The organism is Pseudomonas sp. UBA4617, from assembly GCF_002386445.1.
GTDB lineage: Bacteria > Pseudomonadota > Gammaproteobacteria > Pseudomonadales > Pseudomonadaceae > Aquipseudomonas.
The window spans coordinates 73,281-89,675 of record NZ_DGIR01000036.1; the positions used below are offsets into that span (position 1 = coordinate 73,281).

General features: G+C 64.1%; 14 protein-coding genes and 1 pseudogene. 14 read left to right on the forward strand and 1 reads right to left on the reverse strand.

Annotated elements, in window-relative coordinates; genetic code table 11:
• Positions 1-49: 49 nt before the first annotated feature.
• Complete coding sequence (locus tag B4L76_RS16255) at positions 50-661, forward strand: trimeric intracellular cation channel family protein (protein ID WP_170033022.1); 612 nt, start codon at positions 50-52, stop codon at positions 659-661.
• 135 nt (positions 662-796) lie between these two features.
• Here B4L76_RS16255 and queG read toward each other — a convergent pair whose 3' ends face one another.
• Positions 797-1,861, reverse strand: a complete 1,065-nt coding sequence (queG, locus tag B4L76_RS16260) for a tRNA epoxyqueuosine(34) reductase QueG (protein WP_296233965.1) — start codon at positions 1,859-1,861, stop codon at positions 797-799.
• Between the two features lie 65 nt (positions 1,862-1,926).
• Between queG and B4L76_RS16265 the strand changes: the two genes are divergently transcribed.
• The 13 genes and pseudogenes from B4L76_RS16265 to B4L76_RS24385 all read left to right on the forward strand — a co-directional run bounded on the left by B4L76_RS16265 (position 1,927) and on the right by B4L76_RS24385 (position 16,376).
• Positions 1,927-2,787 carry an NAD(P)H-hydrate dehydratase gene (locus B4L76_RS16265; protein ID WP_296233872.1) on the forward strand — a complete coding sequence of 287 codons (861 nt, stop codon included), beginning with the start codon at positions 1,927-1,929 and terminating at the stop codon, positions 2,785-2,787.
• Between the two features lie 2 nt (positions 2,788-2,789).
• Positions 2,790-3,248 carry a tRNA (adenosine(37)-N6)-threonylcarbamoyltransferase complex ATPase subunit type 1 TsaE gene (tsaE, locus tag B4L76_RS16270; RefSeq protein ID WP_414707207.1) on the forward strand — a complete coding sequence of 153 codons (459 nt, stop codon included), beginning with the start codon at positions 2,790-2,792 and terminating at the stop codon, positions 3,246-3,248.
• An 11-nt stretch (positions 3,249-3,259) separates the two neighbouring features.
• Positions 3,260-4,690 carry an N-acetylmuramoyl-L-alanine amidase gene (locus tag B4L76_RS16275; RefSeq protein WP_296233876.1) on the forward strand — a complete coding sequence of 477 codons (1,431 nt, stop codon included), beginning with the start codon at positions 3,260-3,262 and terminating at the stop codon, positions 4,688-4,690.
• On the forward strand, positions 4,687-6,585 hold the full coding sequence (mutL, locus tag B4L76_RS16280; protein ID WP_296233878.1) for a DNA mismatch repair endonuclease MutL: 1,899 nt from the start codon (positions 4,687-4,689) through the stop codon (positions 6,583-6,585). Before B4L76_RS16275 ends, mutL begins: the two co-directional genes overlap by 4 nt.
• Position 6,586: 1 nt before the next feature.
• Complete coding sequence (gene miaA, locus B4L76_RS16285) at positions 6,587-7,558, forward strand: tRNA (adenosine(37)-N6)-dimethylallyltransferase MiaA (protein ID WP_296233880.1); 972 nt, start codon at positions 6,587-6,589, stop codon at positions 7,556-7,558.
• A 94-nt stretch (positions 7,559-7,652) separates the two neighbouring features.
• Complete coding sequence (gene hfq, locus B4L76_RS16290) at positions 7,653-7,913, forward strand: RNA chaperone Hfq (protein ID WP_003258160.1); 261 nt, start codon at positions 7,653-7,655, stop codon at positions 7,911-7,913.
• A gap of 12 nt (positions 7,914-7,925) precedes the next feature.
• Positions 7,926-9,227, forward strand: coding sequence for a ribosome rescue GTPase HflX (hflX, locus tag B4L76_RS16295; protein WP_296233901.1), 1,302 nt, complete (start codon positions 7,926-7,928; stop codon positions 9,225-9,227).
• A 96-nt stretch (positions 9,228-9,323) separates the two neighbouring features.
• On the forward strand, positions 9,324-10,499 hold the full coding sequence (gene hflK, locus B4L76_RS16300; protein ID WP_296233902.1) for an FtsH protease activity modulator HflK: 1,176 nt from the start codon (positions 9,324-9,326) through the stop codon (positions 10,497-10,499).
• Positions 10,499-11,368 carry a protease modulator HflC gene (gene hflC / locus B4L76_RS16305; RefSeq protein ID WP_296233903.1) on the forward strand — a complete coding sequence of 290 codons (870 nt, stop codon included), beginning with the start codon at positions 10,499-10,501 and terminating at the stop codon, positions 11,366-11,368. Before hflK ends, hflC begins: the two co-directional genes overlap by 1 nt.
• Positions 11,369-11,670: 302 nt before the next feature.
• On the forward strand, positions 11,671-12,858 hold the full coding sequence (locus B4L76_RS16310) for an ATP phosphoribosyltransferase regulatory subunit (RefSeq protein WP_296233904.1): 1,188 nt from the start codon (positions 11,671-11,673) through the stop codon (positions 12,856-12,858).
• 56 nt (positions 12,859-12,914) lie between these two features.
• Positions 12,915-14,207 carry an adenylosuccinate synthase gene (locus tag B4L76_RS16315; protein ID WP_063911922.1) on the forward strand — a complete coding sequence of 431 codons (1,293 nt, stop codon included), beginning with the start codon at positions 12,915-12,917 and terminating at the stop codon, positions 14,205-14,207.
• A 1,050-nt stretch (positions 14,208-15,257) separates the two neighbouring features.
• Positions 15,258-15,470: pseudogene (locus B4L76_RS24380) on the forward strand (methyl-accepting chemotaxis protein); the annotation flags it as partial.
• 201 nt (positions 15,471-15,671) lie between these two features.
• Complete coding sequence (locus B4L76_RS24385; protein ID WP_414707208.1) at positions 15,672-16,376, forward strand: methyl-accepting chemotaxis protein; 705 nt, start codon at positions 15,672-15,674, stop codon at positions 16,374-16,376.
• Positions 16,377-16,395 lie beyond the last annotated feature (19 nt).

Consider the following 16,395-nt stretch of genomic DNA (forward strand, 5'->3'; position numbering starts at 1 on the left):
ACTGGTTAGACTGCGCGCCTTTCTTGCCCGCCCGCACGGACCCCGCACCATGCTGTTGATGCTCTACCTCATTGCCATCACCGCCGAAGCCATGACCGGCGCGTTGTCTGCCGGCCGCCGCGGCATGGACTGGTTCGGCGTGGTGCTGATCGCCTGCGTCACCGCCCTGGGGGGCGGCTCGGTGCGCGACGTGCTGCTCGGACATTACCCGCTGACTTGGGTAAAGCACCCGGAATACCTGGTGCTGACCAGCTGTGCAGCGCTGCTGACCATTTTCATCGCGCCGATGATGCGCCGCCTGCGCTCGCTGTTCCTGGTGCTCGATGCCCTGGGGCTGGTGGCCTTTACCCTGATTGGCTGCATGACTGCGCTGGAAATGGGGCAGGGCATGCTGGTGGCTTCGCTCAGTGGGGTGATTACCGGAGTGTTTGGCGGGATCCTGCGGGACATCTTCTGCAATGACATTCCCTTGGTGTTCCGTCGCGAGTTGTATGCCAGCGTGTCGTTTGCAGCGGCCTGGTTCTACCTTGGCTGCGTCTACTTCAAGGTGCCGGCGGAGCAGGCGATGCTGCTCACGTTGTTTGGCGGCTTTCTGTTGCGCCTGCTGGCGATCCGTTTCCACTGGGAAATGCCCAAGTTCCACTACAACGACCAGCAGTGAGGCTGAAGCGGTCCATATAGGAACGGATCAATTCGCGAAGCAGGGGACGCGGTGGATGGCACCGGCTGTGCCGGTGATCGCGGCTGAAGCCGCTCCTGCAGGTTGGCGCAGTTCAAGGGGGACGCAAACCTTTAACTATCGAATGCCGTGCTGCGCCAACGCCCACTCCACGTGTTCGCGCACCAGTGCCGAGGCATCCTCGCGCCGCGCCTTCAATGCCTCGATCACCGGAATCGTCGATGGCGCGTTGCCAAGCCCCACTGCGAGGTTGCGCAACCAGCGCTCATACCCGGCCCGGCGCAACGGCCCGCCCTCGGTCTTGCGCAGGAACGTCCTTTCATCCCACAGGAACATTTCGGCCAGTTCGGCATTTTCCAGGCCGTGGCGTGGCTGGAAGTCCTGCTCCTGGCTGGGCCTGGCAAAGCGGTTCCACGGGCAGACGATCTGGCAATCATCGCAACCGAACACCCGGTTACCCATCTTGGCGCGCAACTCGACGGGAATCGGCCCCCTCAGCTCGATGGTCAGGTACGAGATGCAACGTCGCGCATCCAGCACATAGGGCCCGACGAATGCCTGGGTCGGGCAAATGTCCAGGCACGCCTGGCAGCGCCCGCAATGCTCGCTGCTGGTAGCTTCGTCCACCGGCAGCGGCAGGTCGACGAACAGTTCGGCGAGGAAGAAGTAGCTGCCCGCCTTGCGGTTGAGCAACAGCGTGTTCTTGCCGATCCAACCCAGCCCGGCCTGCTCGGCCAGGGCCTTTTCCAGCACGGGGGCGCTGTCGACGAAGGCGCGGTAGCCGAACGGGCCGATGGCCTCCTGAATACGGTCAGCGAGGAACTGCACGCGCTTGCGCACCAGTTTGTGGTAGTCCCGCCCCAGTGCATAGCGCGACACATAGGCCTTTTCCGGCTGCGCCAGGCGCTGCGCCATCTGCGTGTCGCCGGGCAGGTAGTCCATGCGCAGCGATACCACGCGCACCGTGCCGGGGATCAGTTGCTCCGGGTGCGCGCGCTTGCTGCCGTGGGCGCCCAGGTACTCCATCTCGCCCTGGTAGCCGGCATCGAGCCAGCGTTGCAAGTGGTGTTCGTGTTCGCCAAGGTCGACCCCGGCGATGCCAACGTGGGCAAAACCGAGTTCTTGGCCCCAAATCTTGATGGATTGGGCCAGTTGGGCGAGGTCAGGCGTACAAGCGGACATGGATGGACAAGGCATTACGGGCTCAGGTGCGTATAATTCTGCCAGACATTGGAGCCTTTGACCGCATGCCGCAGACCAAACACCCCAGCCATGCCCCGCAACTGCTCAGCAGCGTGAGTGTCGCCCGCCTGCCGGGGCGACAGGCGCAGGCTCACAAAGGCGACTTCGGCCATGTGCTGGTGGTCGGTGGCGACCTCGGCACCGGTGGCGCCGTGTTGCTCAGCGCCGAAGCCGCGCTGCGCTGTGGAGCCGGGCTGGTCAGCGTGGCGACCCGCCCTGAACATGTGGCTGCCGGCCTCACCCGCATGCCGGAGACGATGTGCCTGGGAGTCGAATCGGCCAATCAGTTGATGGCGGTGCTGGAGCGTGCTTCGGTGCTGGTGGTCGGCCCCGGCCTGGGTCAGGCCGCTTGGGGCCGCAGCCTGCTGTCGGCGGTGGCCAATGCCGAGCGTCCGCAGGTGTGGGATGCCGATGCCCTGAACCTGCTGGCGCGCACCCCGCTGGCCCTGCCCAGTGGCAGCATTCTCACCCCGCACCCGGGCGAGGCGGCGCGGCTGCTGGGGATTTCCACCGAGGCGGTGCAGGCCGACCGTCATGGCGCCGCGCGCAAGCTGGCGCGCCGTTACAACAGTGTTTGCGTGCTCAAGGGGGCTGGCACGCTGGTCGCCGATCCGGCCGGCCAGCTGCTGCTGTGTGAGCGTGGGCACCCGGCGATGGCCGGTGCCGGGCTGGGCGATGTGCTGACGGGTGTGCTGGCGGCGCTGTTGGCCCAAGGCCTGGATGCCTGGCAGGCCGCGGGCCTGGGGGTATGGCTGCACGCCTGTGCGGGCGAGCGCCTGGGAAGCAAAGGTAGAGGCCTGGCCGCCAGCGATCTGGCACCGGTCATTCGTGAGTTGTTGGAGGAGCATTCTGCGTGTCTGGCTTAAACCTGTTTCTGGCCGATGAAGCGGCCACGGTCGCCTTCGGCGCACAACTGGCCGAGGTGACCGGCGGTCACGGCGTGATCTTTCTGGAAGGTGACCTGGGAGCCGGCAAAACCACGCTGTCGCGTGGCCTGATCCGTGGCCTGGGCCATACTGGTGCAGTGAAAAGCCCGACCTTCACCGTGGTCGAACCCTACGAGATCGGTGAGATCCGGGCGTTCCACTTCGACCTGTACCGCCTGGTCGATCCGGAAGAGCTGGAGTTCATGGGGATTCGTGACTATTTCGAGGGCGACCCGCTGTGCCTGTTCGAGTGGCCACAAAAGGGTGCGGGCGTTTTGCCAAAGCCTGACCTGACCATTACCATAAGCCCCCAAGCGGGCGGACGCTCGCTGAAACTTTCGCCGCAGGGGGCTCGCGGCGAGGCCTGGTGCGTGGCACTGGCCGAACATCATAAACAGTAAGTGGGGTAGGTATGCGCATACGCGCACTGGTCGCCATCGTTGGGCTGCTGCTGACAACGGTGACCGTTGACGCTCTGGCCGTCACTCAAGTCAAGAGCATGCGCCTGTGGCGCGCGCCAGACAACACGCGGCTGGTCTTCGACCTGTCTGGCCCCGTGCAGCATAGCGTCTTCACCCTGAGCGCACCGGATCGCCTGGTTATCGACATCAATGGCGCGACCCTGGCCGCGCCGTTGAACGTGGCCACCTCCAACACACCGATCAGCAGCGTGCGTTCGGCCCAGCGCACCCCGACCGACCTGCGTGTGGTGGTCGACCTGAAAAAGTCGGTCACCCCGAAGAGCTTCACCCTGGCGCCCAATGCCCAGTACGGCAACCGCCTGGTGGTCGACCTGTACGACCTGGAAGCCGACGCCATTGCCGCCAGTGCGCCAAGCGCGCCACCGGCCCCGGTACAGGCGCCGGCAACCACGCCGGCCGTGCCTGTCACTCCGGCCCAACCCGCGATCAAGCTGCCACCGGTACCCAACGGCAAGCGCGACATCGTGGTGGCCATCGACGCCGGTCACGGTGGCGAAGACCCGGGCGCCTCCGGCTCGCGTGGCCAGCATGAGAAGGACATCGTGCTGCAGATCGCCAAGGAGCTGCAGCGCCAGATCAACACTGAAAAAGGCTTCCGTGCCGAGTTGACCCGCACCGGCGACTATTTCATCCCGCTGCGCAAGCGTACGGAAATTGCCCGCAAGAAGGGCGCCGACCTGTTCATCTCGATCCATGCCGATGCTGCGCCGTCGCGTGCCGCCTTTGGCGCCTCGGTATTCGCCCTGTCCGACCGCGGCGCAACCTCCGAGACCGCGCGCTGGCTGGCCGATACGGAAAACCGATCCGACCTGATCGGTGGCGCCGGTAACGTCAGCCTCGACGACAAGGACCGCATGCTCGCCGGGGTACTGCTCGACCTGTCCATGACCGCCACGCTCAGCTCCAGCCTCAACGTCGGGCAGAAGGTGCTGGGCAACATGGGGCGTATCACCTCGCTGCACAAGCAGCGCGTGGAGCAGGCTGGCTTCATGGTGCTGAAGTCGCCGGATATTCCGTCGATCCTCGTTGAAACCGGGTTCATCTCGAACAACAACGAAGCCGCCAAGCTCGCCACTGCGAGCCACCAGCAGGCCCTCGCCCGTTCGATCCATACCGGTGTGCGCCAGTACTTCCAGCAGAACCCGCCGCCTGGCACCTACATCGCCTGGCTGCGTGACACCGGCAAGATCGCCGCAGGCCCGCGGGAACACACGGTGCGCCCTGGCGAGACCCTGGCGATGATCGCGGTCCGCTACCAGGTCAGCGTGACCAGCCTGCGCAGTAGCAACAGCCTCAAGACCGATGAGCTGAAGGTTGGCCAGCGCCTCGATATTCCTGCCACCACATTGGCCTCGCAATGAGTGGCGGTTCGCGCATCCAGCTGCTCAGCCCGCGGCTGGCCAACCAGATTGCCGCCGGCGAAGTTGTCGAGCGGCCGGCCTCGGTCGCCAAGGAACTGCTGGAAAACAGCCTCGACTCTGGTGCCCGCCGCATCGACGTGGAAGTGGAGCAAGGTGGCGTCAAGCTGCTGCGGGTGCGTGACGATGGCAGTGGCATTTCCGCCGACGACCTGCCGCTGGCCCTTGCCCGCCACGCCACCAGCAAGATCCGCGAGCTGGAAGACCTCGAAGGGGTGTTGAGCCTGGGCTTCCGCGGCGAGGCCCTGGCCTCGATCAGCTCGGTGGCGCGCCTGACCCTCACTTCACGTACTGCCAGCGCGACCGAGGCCTGGCAGGTGGAAACCGAAGGCCGTGACATGACCCCGCGGGTCCAGCCGGCGGCACATCCGGTAGGCACGTCGGTGGAAGTGCGCGACCTGTTCTTCAACACCCCGGCCCGGCGCAAGTTCCTCAAGGCCGAAAAAACCGAATTCGACCACCTGCAGGAAGTCATCCGGCGCCTGGCACTGGCGCGCTTCGATGTCGGCTTCCACCTGCGCCACAACGGCAAGAGCGTCCTCAGCTTGCATGAGGCTCACGACGAAACCGCACGTGCGCGGCGGGTCGGCGCCATCTGCGGCCCAGGCTTCATGGAGCAGGCGCTGCCGATCGATGTGGAGCGCAACGGCCTGCGCCTGTGGGGCTGGGTCGGCCTGCCGACTTTCTCGCGCAGCCAGGCCGACCTGCAGTATTTCTTCGTCAATGGCCGTGCAGTGCGCGACAAGCTGGTCGCCCACGCCGTGCGTCAGGCCTACCGCGACGTGCTGTTCAATGGTCGACACCCGACCTTCGTGCTGTTCCTGGAGCTGGAGCCCAACGGCGTCGACGTCAACGTGCACCCGACCAAGCATGAAGTGCGTTTCCGCGAGGGGCGCGCGGTGCACGACTTCCTCTATGGCACCCTGCATCGCGCCTTGGCCGACGTGCGCCCGGAAGACCAGCTGGCTGCGCCTGCCGCCGTGCCTGAAATCATCCGCCCCACCGGGCCGCGGGCCGGCGAGTTCGGCCCACAGGGCGAAATGCGCCTGGCCTCGCCTGTGCTCGAACAGCCACGTGCCCCGCAGCAGTCTTATGCGGGTGGCGGCAGTGGTGCGGGTTACCAGTACCAGTACACCCCGCGCCCTGCGCAACCGCTGCCGGCCGCCGAGGCGCAGGCGGTGTATCGCGAGTTCTACAAGCCGCTGGATGAAGGCGTGGTCCCGGTGGCGACGCTGCCCGAAAGCCAGGGCGACATTCCCCCGCTGGGCTACGCCCTGGCGCAGCTCAAGGGCATCTACATTCTCGCCGAGAACGCCATCGGCCTGGTGCTGGTCGACATGCACGCAGCCCACGAACGCATCATGTACGAGCGCCTGAAGGTGGCCATGGCCAGTGAAGGCCTCAGTGGCCAGCCGCTGCTGGTGCCCGAAACACTGGCCCTGAGCCAGCGCGAAGCCGATTGCGCCGAAGAGCACGCGCAGTGGTTCCAGCGTCTGGGCTTCGAACTGCAGCGCCTGGGCCCGGAAACCCTGGCGATTCGCCAGATCCCGGCCTTGCTCAAGCAGGCCGAGGCCAACCGCCTGGTGCAGGATGTGCTCGCCGACCTGATGGAATACGGCACCAGCGACCGTATCCAGGCGCACCTGAACGAGCTGCTCGGCACCATGGCTTGCCACGGCGCCGTGCGCGCCAACCGGCGCCTGGCGATCCCCGAGATGAACGCACTGCTGCGCGACATGGAAAATACCGAGCGCAGCGGCCAGTGCAACCACGGCCGGCCCACCTGGACCCAGATGGGCCTGGACGACCTGGACAAACTCTTCCTGCGCGGTCGATGACATGAGCGGCAAGCCCCCTGCAATATTCCTGATGGGCCCAACGGCAGCCGGCAAGACCGACCTGGCCATCGAACTGACCAAGGTTCTGCCCTGCGAGTTGATCAGTGTCGACTCGGCACTGGTCTACCGCGGCATGGACATCGGTTCGGCCAAGCCTTCGAAGGAAATCCTCGCCGCCCACCCGCACCGGCTGATCGACATTCGCGATCCGGCCGAGAGCTATTCGGCAGCGCAGTTCCGTGCCGATGCCCTGGAGGCGATGGCCGAAATCACCGGGCGCGGCAAGATCCCCTTGTTGGTGGGCGGCACCATGCTCTATTACAAGGCGTTGATCGATGGGCTGGCCGACATGCCGGCCGCCGACGCTGCGATACGTGCCGAGCTGGAGGCCCAGGCCGAAGCTGTGGGCCTGGCCGAGCTGCACCGCCAACTGGCCGAGGTCGATCCGGAATCGGCGGCGCGCATCCACCCCAACGACCCGCAACGGTTGATCCGGGCGCTGGAGGTATATCGGGTGAGTGGCGAGAGCATGACAGTCCATCGTCGGCGTCAATTCGCGGAAAGTCGCGACGCAGACGCAGGCGCTGGCGGACATTTGCCCTATACTGTCGCGAGTTTGGCGATTGCTCCTACAGATCGTCACATTTTGCATCAGCGAATTGCGTTACGATTTTCGCAAATGTTGGAACAGGGCTTTGTCGATGAGGTCCGATCGCTGCGAGCCAGAAGTGACTTGCACGCGGGGCTGCCGTCTATACGGGCAGTGGGGTATCGGCAAGTCTGGGACTACCTCGATGGCAAGCTGACTGAGAATGAGATGCGTGAACGCGGTATCATTGCCACCCGGCAGCTGGCCAAGCGGCAGTTTACCTGGTTGCGTGGCTGGCCTGACGTGCACTGGCTTGACAGCCTGGCCTGCGACAATCTGTCCCGCACCTTGAAATACCTCGGGGCCATCTCCATATTGAGCTGAGTCCCTGCTGATTGCCGTCTATTCTTGCGAAGGGGCGGCCTAATTTATCGATTTTCTTGATTTTCTATTATTGATCCTTACAGGAGTGCGGCATATGTCAAAAGGGCATTCGCTACAAGACCCTTACTTGAACACCTTGAGAAAAGAAAAGGTCCCGGTATCCATTTACCTGGTCAACGGCATCAAGCTGCAGGGCTCGATCGAATCTTTCGACCAGTTCGTAGTACTGCTGAAGAACACCGTCAGCCAGATGGTCTACAAGCACGCCATCTCGACCGTGGTTCCTGCGCGTCCGGTTCGCCTGCCAAGCCCGTCCGATTCCGAACACGGCGACAGCGAGCCAGGCAACGCCTGATAGGAGCCTGCATTGTTCTTTGAGCGCCACGGTGGTGGTGAGCGGGCGTTGCTCGTTCACTTGGAAGGTCAGAACCCTGAGGCGCGCGAAGACCCGCAGGAGTTTCAGGAACTGGCATTGTCGGCCGGTGCCGACATCGTCTCGCTGGTCACGGTGTCAAGGCATCAGCCTTCCGCCAAATACCTGATTGGCAGCGGCAAGGTCGAAGAGTTGCACGACCTGGTCCATGCCGAACAGGTAGACCTGGTGATTTTCAATCACACCCTCACGCCCAGTCAGGAGCGCAACCTCGAGCGCGTGTTCGAGTGCCGTGTGCTCGACCGTACCGGGCTGATCCTCGATATCTTCGCCCAGCGGGCGCGTACCCATGAAGGCAAGCTGCAGGTCGAACTGGCCCAGCTCGAGCACATGAGCACGCGTCTGGTCCGCGGTTGGACCCACCTTGAACGGCAGAAGGGTGGTATCGGCCTGCGCGGCCCGGGTGAAACCCAGCTGGAAACCGACCGCCGTCTGTTGCGGGTACGCATCCGCCAGATCAAGTCGCGCCTGGAGAAGGTGCGCAGCCAGCGCGAGCAGGCACGTCGCGGGCGCAAGCGCGCGGATATCCCGTCGGTGTCGCTGGTGGGTTATACCAACGCCGGCAAATCCACGCTGTTCAATGCTCTGACTGCATCCGAGGTGTATGCCGCGGACCAGCTGTTCGCCACTCTCGACCCCACCCTGCGTCGGCTCGAGCTGAACGACCTGGGGCCGATCGTGCTGGCAGACACCGTGGGTTTCATTCGCCACCTGCCGCACAAGCTGGTCGAGGCATTTCGGGCTACGCTCGAAGAGTCGAGCAATTCCGACCTGTTGCTGCATGTGATCGACGCCCATGAGCCAGAGCGCATGGAGCAGATCGAGCAGGTACTGGCAGTATTGGGCGAGATTGGTGCCGAAGGGTTGCCGATCCTCGAGGTGTATAACAAACTCGACTTGCTCGAAGATGTCGAGCCGCAGATCCAGCGCAATGCCGATGGCAAGCCAGAGCGGGTCTGGGTATCGGCACGCGATGGGCGTGGCCTGGAGCTGGTCGGCCAGGCGATTGCCGAGTTGCTGGGGGATGATCTGTTTGTCGGTACCCTGTGTCTGGAGCAGCGTTTTGCCCGCTTGCGCGCGCAATTCTTTGCCCTGGGTGCCGTGCAGGGTGAAGCGCATGATGAAGAAGGGCGCAGCCTGCTGAGCGTGCGACTGCCCAGGGTGGAACTGAATCGCCTGGTCAGCCGTGAAGGCATGGAGCCGCAAGTGTTTGTCGAGCAACACACTTTGCAATAAATGCTCGTCGAGGTCGCCGGGCAGCAGTGACAGGCATTCTGTAGCATTGGACGGCGCGCCGTGGGCGCGTCTTTGCTTTATCAGATGGAGAGCGCTATGGCTTGGAACGAGCCGGGTGGCAACTCGAACAATCAGGATCCCTGGGGCGGCCGCCGCGGTGGCGGCGGCGGTGACAAGAAAGGTCCGCCGGATCTGGACGAGGCCTTCCGCAAATTGCAGGACAGCCTGAACGGCATGTTCGGCAGTGGCAAGAAACGTGGCGGTGGCGACCGCAATGTCGGCAAGGGCGGTGGCCTGGGCCTGCTGGGTATCGGCCTGGCGGTACTGGCTGCAATCTGGCTGTACAGCGCCGTGTATGTGGTCGACGAGCAGGAGCAGGCCGTGGTGCTGCGCTTCGGCAAGTACTATGAAACGGTCGGTCCCGGCCTGAACATCTACTTCCCACCGATCGATCGCAAGTACATGGAAAACGTCACGCGCGAGCGTGCCTACACCAAGCAGGGCCAGATGCTGACCGAAGACGAGAATATCGTCGAGGTGCCGCTGACCGTCCAGTACAAGATCAGCAACCTGCAGGACTTCGTGCTTAACGTCGACCAGCCCGAGGTCAGCCTGCAGCACGCGACCGAAAGCGCCCTGCGCCACGTGGTGGGCTCCACCTCGATGGACCAGGTGCTGACCGAAGGCCGCGAGCAGATGGCCGTGGATATCCGCGAACGCCTGCAGCGCTTCCTCGACAACTACCGCACGGGTATCACCGTTACCCAGGTCAACGTGCAGAGCGCGGCAGCCCCGCGTGAAGTGCAGGAGGCCTTCGACGACGTGATCCGTGCGCGCGAAGACGAGCAGCGCGCGCGCAACCAGGCCGAGTCCTACGCCAACGGCGTGGTGCCGGAAGCCCGTGGTCAGGCCCAGCGCATCATCGAGGATGCAAACGGTTACCGTGACGAAGTCATTGCCCGGGCCAAGGGTGAGGCCGACCGCTTCAGCAAGCTGGTTGCCGAGTACCGCAAGGCACCTGACGTGACCCGTCAGCGCCTGTACCTGGAAACCATGCAGGAGGTCTACAGCAATTCGAGCAAGGTCATGGTGGCGACCAAGGATGGGCAGAACAACCTGCTCTACCTGCCGCTGGACAAGATGGTCGAAGGCAGCCGCAACCCGTCCGCGCCAACCACCAGCGTGTCACCATCGGTCAACGATGCGGCCGCCCGTGCGGCGCAGGACCTGCAACAGCAACAGCAGCCGCTGCGCACTAGGGAGAGCCGCTGATGAGCAACCGATCGCTGATCGCCCTGATCGCCGCCGTGGTCCTGGCCATCGTTGCCTGGAACAGTTTTTATATCGTGGCCCAGACCGAGCGCGCGGTAATGCTGCGCTTCGGCAAGGTGGTCCAGGCGGATGTCCAGCCGGGCCTGCACGTGAAGATTCCGTACGTGAACCAGGTACGCAAGTTCGACGCCCGCCTGATGACCCTCGACGCCCCGACCCAGCGGTTCCTGACCCTGGAGAAGAAAGCGGTGATGGTCGACGCCTACGCCAAATGGCGCGTCAAGGATGCCGAGCGCTTCTACACCGCCACTTCCGGCATGAAACAGATCGCCGACGAGCGTCTGTCGCGTCGTCTGGAAAGCGGCTTGCGTGACCAGTTCGGTAAACGCACCCTGCACGAGGTGGTTTCCGGTGAACGTGATGCGCTGATGGCTGACATCACTGCATCGCTGAACCGCATGGCCGCCAAGGAGCTGGGTATCGAGGTGGTCGACGTACGCGTCAAGGCCATCGACCTGCCGAAGGAAGTCAACCGCAGCGTGTTCGATCGCATGAGCACCGAGCGTGAGCGTGAAGCCCGCGAGCACCGCGCCAAGGGTAACGAGCTGGCTGAGGGTATCCGTGCCGATGCCGACCGTCAGCGCCGCGTACTGCTGGCCGAAGCTTATCGCGAAGCAGAAGAAACCCGCGGTGATGGCGATGCCCAGGCGGCCGCCATCTACGCCAAGGCCTACACCCAGGACGCCGATTTCTATGCGTTCTACCGTAGCCTGCAGGCGTACCGCGAGAGCTTCTCGAGCAAGAGCGACGTGCTGGTCCTGGACCCGAAAAACGAGTTCTTCCGTTTCCTGGACAAGAGCAGGCCGTGATGCTCAGGCCCTGATTTTCAATGTAGCGGCACCCCGCCTGGCAGCTAAAACACCTGGCGGGGTGCATCCTGATTGAAAAGGGGTGTATGATGAGGCAGCCGGGAAATTTCCCGGCTTTTTTGCGTCTGCAAGGTTGATTGGCAAACCGCCAGTTGACGGTTTGGTCAGGTCGCATGGCAATTCGAGGGTATCGGGTACGGTGGCTGCGCTGGGATCAGTGCTGCCCGCTGCTGTGCGCGATACCGGCTTTACTGACGGCTCGCCTGCTGGCAAGCCACCCGGACCAGAGGGGAAATGGCGTAATGGCAACGGTAGACCGCTGGCTACTGCCAGATGGCATCGAGGAAGTACTGCCACCTGAGGCTGCGCGCATCGAAATCGCGCGTCGCCAGGTGTTGGACCTGTTCCAGAGTTGGGGCTACGAACTGGTCGTCACCCCGCATATCGAGTACCTGGAGTCGCTGCTCACCGGCGCCGGCCAGGACCTGGATCAGCGCACCTTCAAGGTGGTGGACCCGCAGTCCGGCCGCCTGATGGGCTTCCGCGCCGACTTCACCCCGCAGGTGGCGCGCATCGACGCCCACACCCTGCGCCGTGAAGGCCCGAGCCGCCTGTGCTATGCCGGCAGCGTGCTGCACGCCCAACCGCGCGCCCTGTCCACCTCGCGCAGCCCGATCCAGCTGGGTGCCGAGTTGTACGGCGATGCCAGCCCAACCAGCGATGTCGAGGTCATCAGCCTGATGCTCGCCACGTTGCAATTGACTGATGTCCCGGACGTGCACATGGACCTCGGCCACGTCGGTATCTACCGTGGCCTGGCCCACGCTGCCGGCCTGTCTGGTGCGGTCGAGCAGCAACTTTTCGACGCCCTGCAGCGCAAGGCCGTCGATGAGGTCCAGGCGTTGACCGCCGACCTGCCGAAGGACCTGGGCAACATGCTGCGCGCGCTGGTCGAGCTGTGCGGTGGTCGTGAGGTGCTGGCAGAGGCCCGCGTGCGCCTGGGCCGTGCCCCGGCCAGCGTGCTGGCGGCGCTGGATGACCTGCTGGCGATCGCCGATCGCCTGGCATCGCGCTTCCCCGAACTGCCGTTGTACTTCGACCTCGGCGAACTGCGCGGTTACCACTACCACACCGGCGTGGTATTCGCCGTGTTCGTGCCTGGCGAAGGCCAATCGATCGCCCAGGGCGGGCGCTACGACGACATCGGCGCCGACTTTGGCCGGGCACGCCCGGCCACCGGTTTCTCCACGGATTTGAAGACCCTGGTCACACTGGGGCGAGCGGAGGTCGTATTGCCAGCTGGCGGCATCTGGATGCCGGACAGTGGCGACGCGGCCCTCTGGCAGCAAGTCTGCCAGTTGCGCAACGAGGGCCAGCGTGTGGTTCAGGCCCTGCCTGGCCAGCCGTTGAGTGCTGCTCTCGAGGCGGATTGTGATCGGCAATTGATTCAGCAAGACGGGCGCTGGCAGGTTCTGCCGCTGACCCAGTGAGTTTCTGCGTCGGCAACAGGCCGACAACCAAGTTTGCGTGAATGAGGACCAATGTAATGGGTAAGAATGTCGTCGTCCTGGGCACCCAGTGGGGTGATGAGGGCAAAGGCAAGATCGTCGATCTGCTGACCGAACATGCTGCCGCCGTAGTGCGCTACCAGGGTGGCCACAACGCGGGTCACACCCTGGTGATCAACGGTGAGAAGACCGTTCTGCACCTGATTCCCTCGGGCATCCTGCGTGAAGGCGTACAGTGCCTGATCGGCAACGGCGTGGTCGTTGCACCGGACGCGCTGATGCGTGAAATCACCAAGCTGGAAGAGAAAGGCGTACCGGTGCGCGAGCGCCTGCGCATTTCCCCGGCTGCGCCGCTGATCCTGTCGTACCACGTGGCCCTTGACCAGGCCCGCGAAAAAGCCCGTGGCGAAGCCAAGATCGGCACCACCGGCCGTGGTATCGGCCCAGCCTATGAAGACAAGGTCGCCCGTCGCGGCCTGCGCGTGGGCGACCTGTTCCACCGTGAGCGTTTCGCTGCCAAGCTGGGTGAGCTGCTGGACTACCACAACTTCCAGCTGGTGAACTACTACAAAGAGCCGGCCATCGACTTCCAGCAGACCCTGGACGAGTGCATGGCCTACGCCGAACAGCTCAAGCCGATGATGCTCGACGTCACTGCCGAGCTGCACAACCTGCGTCGCGCCGGCAAGGACATCATGTTCGAAGGCGCCCAGGGTTCGCTGCTGGACATCGACCACGGTACCTACCCGTACGTCACCAGCTCCAACACCACCGCTGGCGGTATCTCCACCGGTTCCGGCGTTGGCCCGATGTACCTCGACTACATCCTCGGTATCACCAAGGCCTACACCACTCGCGTGGGTTCCGGTCCGTTCCCGACCGAACTGTTCGACGAGACTGGCGCTACCTTGGCCAAGCGCGGCCACGAGTTCGGTTCGACCACTGGCCGTGCCCGCCGTTGCGGCTGGTTCGATGCCGTCATCCTGCGTCGCGCCATCGACGTCAACAGTATCTCGGGCATCTGCCTGACCAAGCTGGACGTACTGGACGGCCTCGAAACCATCAACATCTGCGTGGGCTACAAGAACGAGAACGGTGCCGTCATCGACGCGCCTTCCGATGCCGACAGCTACATCGGCCTGGAGCCGGTGTACGAAGAGATGCCGGGCTGGAGCGAGTCGACCCTGGGCGTGAAAACCCTGGAAGAACTGCCAGCCAATGCGCGTGCCTACATCAAGCGCATCGAAGCGCTGATCGGTGCGCCGATCGACATCATCTCCACCGGCCCGGACCGCAACGAGACCATCGTGCTGCGCCATCCGTTCGCCTGATCTGCCTCCCAGGCTGATCTGACGCCGTGGTCCCGATAGGGGCCGCGGCGTTTTCATTTGTGGCTAAGGCCCTGTGTGCGAACTATGCGAGCGGGGCTGCCGGCGAAGAGGCTGCTACAGGCAACCTGCTGAACCTTGGCACTTATCCCCGCTGCCACCGGCACAACCCTTGCTGTAAGAAGTTTCTGTAGATGCCATCAAAGTAGTGGCGCCAGAATACACGAGGGTTTCACCGTGTCTGCCATCCTCTCACTGTTACGAAGCCGCCTTTTGCGGCCTGTGTTTGTTGCCCTTGGTATCGCCCTTTTGGTGCAAGTGCTGGTAGCCGTTGCGCTTACCCGCAGCACGGTCACGTCACTGGAAGCCGAACTGGGCGAACGCCTGGGTAACGACAGCCGCGAACTTGCCAGCGATCTGGAGCAAGCCGGGCAAGATGTCCGCTCGGGGCTCGACAGCCTGTCCAGCAGCACTCGCCAGCGCCTGAGCGCAGGGTTGTCGGCACGCCTGCAAAGCGAACAGCAGCAACTGCGCGGTACCCTGGAAAAGAACCTCAAGGACTCCGCCAACGACATGGCCCAGCTGTTGGCGTCGGTGGCCCCGCGTGCGATCTGGGACAACGATGTACCGGTGCTCTCGGACTTTGCCCGGCGCGCCCAGCGCAATCCCAACGTGTTGTTCGTGGTATATGACGATGCCCAAGGCCAGCACCTGACCCGCTACCTGAACCGGCAAAACCCGATCAACCAGGCGTTGATGGACAAAGGCCAGGGCGAGCGCGCGCTGGACAAGGTGATCGATGCCGCCCGACGCGACCCGGCGGTGTACTTCGTCGAAGCCTCGATCAGCCCCAATGGCGCGGAAATCGGCAAGGTGATCATGGGCGTTTCCACGGCCGGCATCGATCAGGAGCTCAGGGCCCTCGACCAGCGCTTCACCGCCCTGATCGCCAGTGGCGAGCAACTGGTCGGCGATAGCCTGGGCGGTGCTGCTGCGGAGAGTGGCAAGACCCTGCGCGAGCGTCTGCAGAAGGCGCAGGGCAGTGCTGCTGCCATGCAGGCCAACACCGCCCAGACCGTGCGCGATGCCGCTGCCGAGCTGCGCTGGCGTATCGGCCTGGGCCTGGTACTGGTCGGGCTGGGCGTTCTGCTGGTGGTGGCCGTGGTGCTTGGTCGCCGGGTGCTGAGCAAGTTGCGCCTGCTGATTGCCGCCCTCGACGACCTGGCGGCCGGCGAAGGCGACCTGACCAAGCGCGTGCCGCTCGACAGTCACGACGAGATCGGCGACATGGCCTCAGCGGTGAACCGCTTCGTCGACAAACTGCAGCCCATCGTCCGCGAGGCGGGCGAGGTGGCGCAGCGCACCGGCGTGGAAATTGGCGCGATGGCCCAGCGCAATGCCGGCGCCGACGCCGCGGCCGCGCTGCAGCGCGATGAAGTGGCGGCCAGCCTGCGCGACCTGTCAAGCATGGCTGATGAGGCCCAGGCCGAAAGCCAGGCGATGCAGGCGGCCCTGCAGCAGGTTGTGGATATTCGTCAGGCTACCGATGAAAACAGCCGCACTTCGACCCAGCTGGCCGGTTTGATCGAGAATCTGGCCGGGCAGGTGGAAACCGGCTCACAGGTAATCGAGCGCCTGGCCAAGCAGAGTGAACAGATTGAAGTGGTGCTGACGGTCATCCACGGTATTGCCGAACAGACCAACCTGTTGGCTCTCAACGCAGCCATCGAGGCGGCCCGGGCGGGTGAGACCGGGCGCGGGTTCGCTGTTGTGGCTGACGAAGTGCGGGCGCTGGCGAGCAAGACGCAAAGCTCCACCGGTGACATCCAGGCGCATATCGCCGCTTTGCAGAAAGGTGCCAAGGAGGCAGTGGCAACAATCAGCCAGGCCGGGCTCAAGGCCAGTGAGGGGCTGCTGGTGCTGCGTGACAACGAACGTCGCCAGCAGTCGGTGCAGGCGGCGGTCGAGCAGGTGCATGCGGCCATCGGCCTGGCGACCCGGGCAGCCGAACAGCAGGCCCATGGTGCGCAGGCGGTACGGGGACGAGTGGAGAACATCCATGCACAGGCCGAGCGTTCGGCCGAAGTAGTGATGCAGACCACGGCCAGCAGCAAGGTGCTGGATGACCTGGCGGCACAACTGCGGGCAAGCCTGGGTCAGTTCAGAGCCTGACGCGGCCGCCTCTACATCC

Excerpts from the sequence above, each read along its gene's own strand:
- B4L76_RS16255 (WP_170033022.1), top strand. The coding sequence starts at position 50 with ATGCTGTTGATGCTCTACCTCATTGCCATCACCGCCGAAGCCATGACC.
- queG (WP_296233965.1), bottom strand. The coding sequence starts at position 1,861 with ATGTCCGCTTGTACGCCTGACCTCGCCCAACTGGCCCAATCCATCAAG.
- B4L76_RS16265 (WP_296233872.1), top strand. The coding sequence starts at position 1,927 with ATGCCGCAGACCAAACACCCCAGCCATGCCCCGCAACTGCTCAGCAGC.
- B4L76_RS16275 (WP_296233876.1), top strand. The coding sequence starts at position 3,260 with ATGCGCATACGCGCACTGGTCGCCATCGTTGGGCTGCTGCTGACAACG.
- mutL (WP_296233878.1), top strand. The coding sequence starts at position 4,687 with ATGAGTGGCGGTTCGCGCATCCAGCTGCTCAGCCCGCGGCTGGCCAAC.
- miaA (WP_296233880.1), top strand. The coding sequence starts at position 6,587 with ATGAGCGGCAAGCCCCCTGCAATATTCCTGATGGGCCCAACGGCAGCC.
- hfq (WP_003258160.1), top strand. The coding sequence starts at position 7,653 with ATGTCAAAAGGGCATTCGCTACAAGACCCTTACTTGAACACCTTGAGA.
- hflK (WP_296233902.1), top strand. The coding sequence starts at position 9,324 with ATGGCTTGGAACGAGCCGGGTGGCAACTCGAACAATCAGGATCCCTGG.
- hflC (WP_296233903.1), top strand. The coding sequence starts at position 10,499 with ATGAGCAACCGATCGCTGATCGCCCTGATCGCCGCCGTGGTCCTGGCC.
- B4L76_RS16310 (WP_296233904.1), top strand. The coding sequence starts at position 11,671 with ATGGCAACGGTAGACCGCTGGCTACTGCCAGATGGCATCGAGGAAGTA.
- B4L76_RS16315 (WP_063911922.1), top strand. The coding sequence starts at position 12,915 with ATGGGTAAGAATGTCGTCGTCCTGGGCACCCAGTGGGGTGATGAGGGC.
- B4L76_RS24385 (WP_414707208.1), top strand. The coding sequence starts at position 15,672 with ATGGCTGATGAGGCCCAGGCCGAAAGCCAGGCGATGCAGGCGGCCCTG.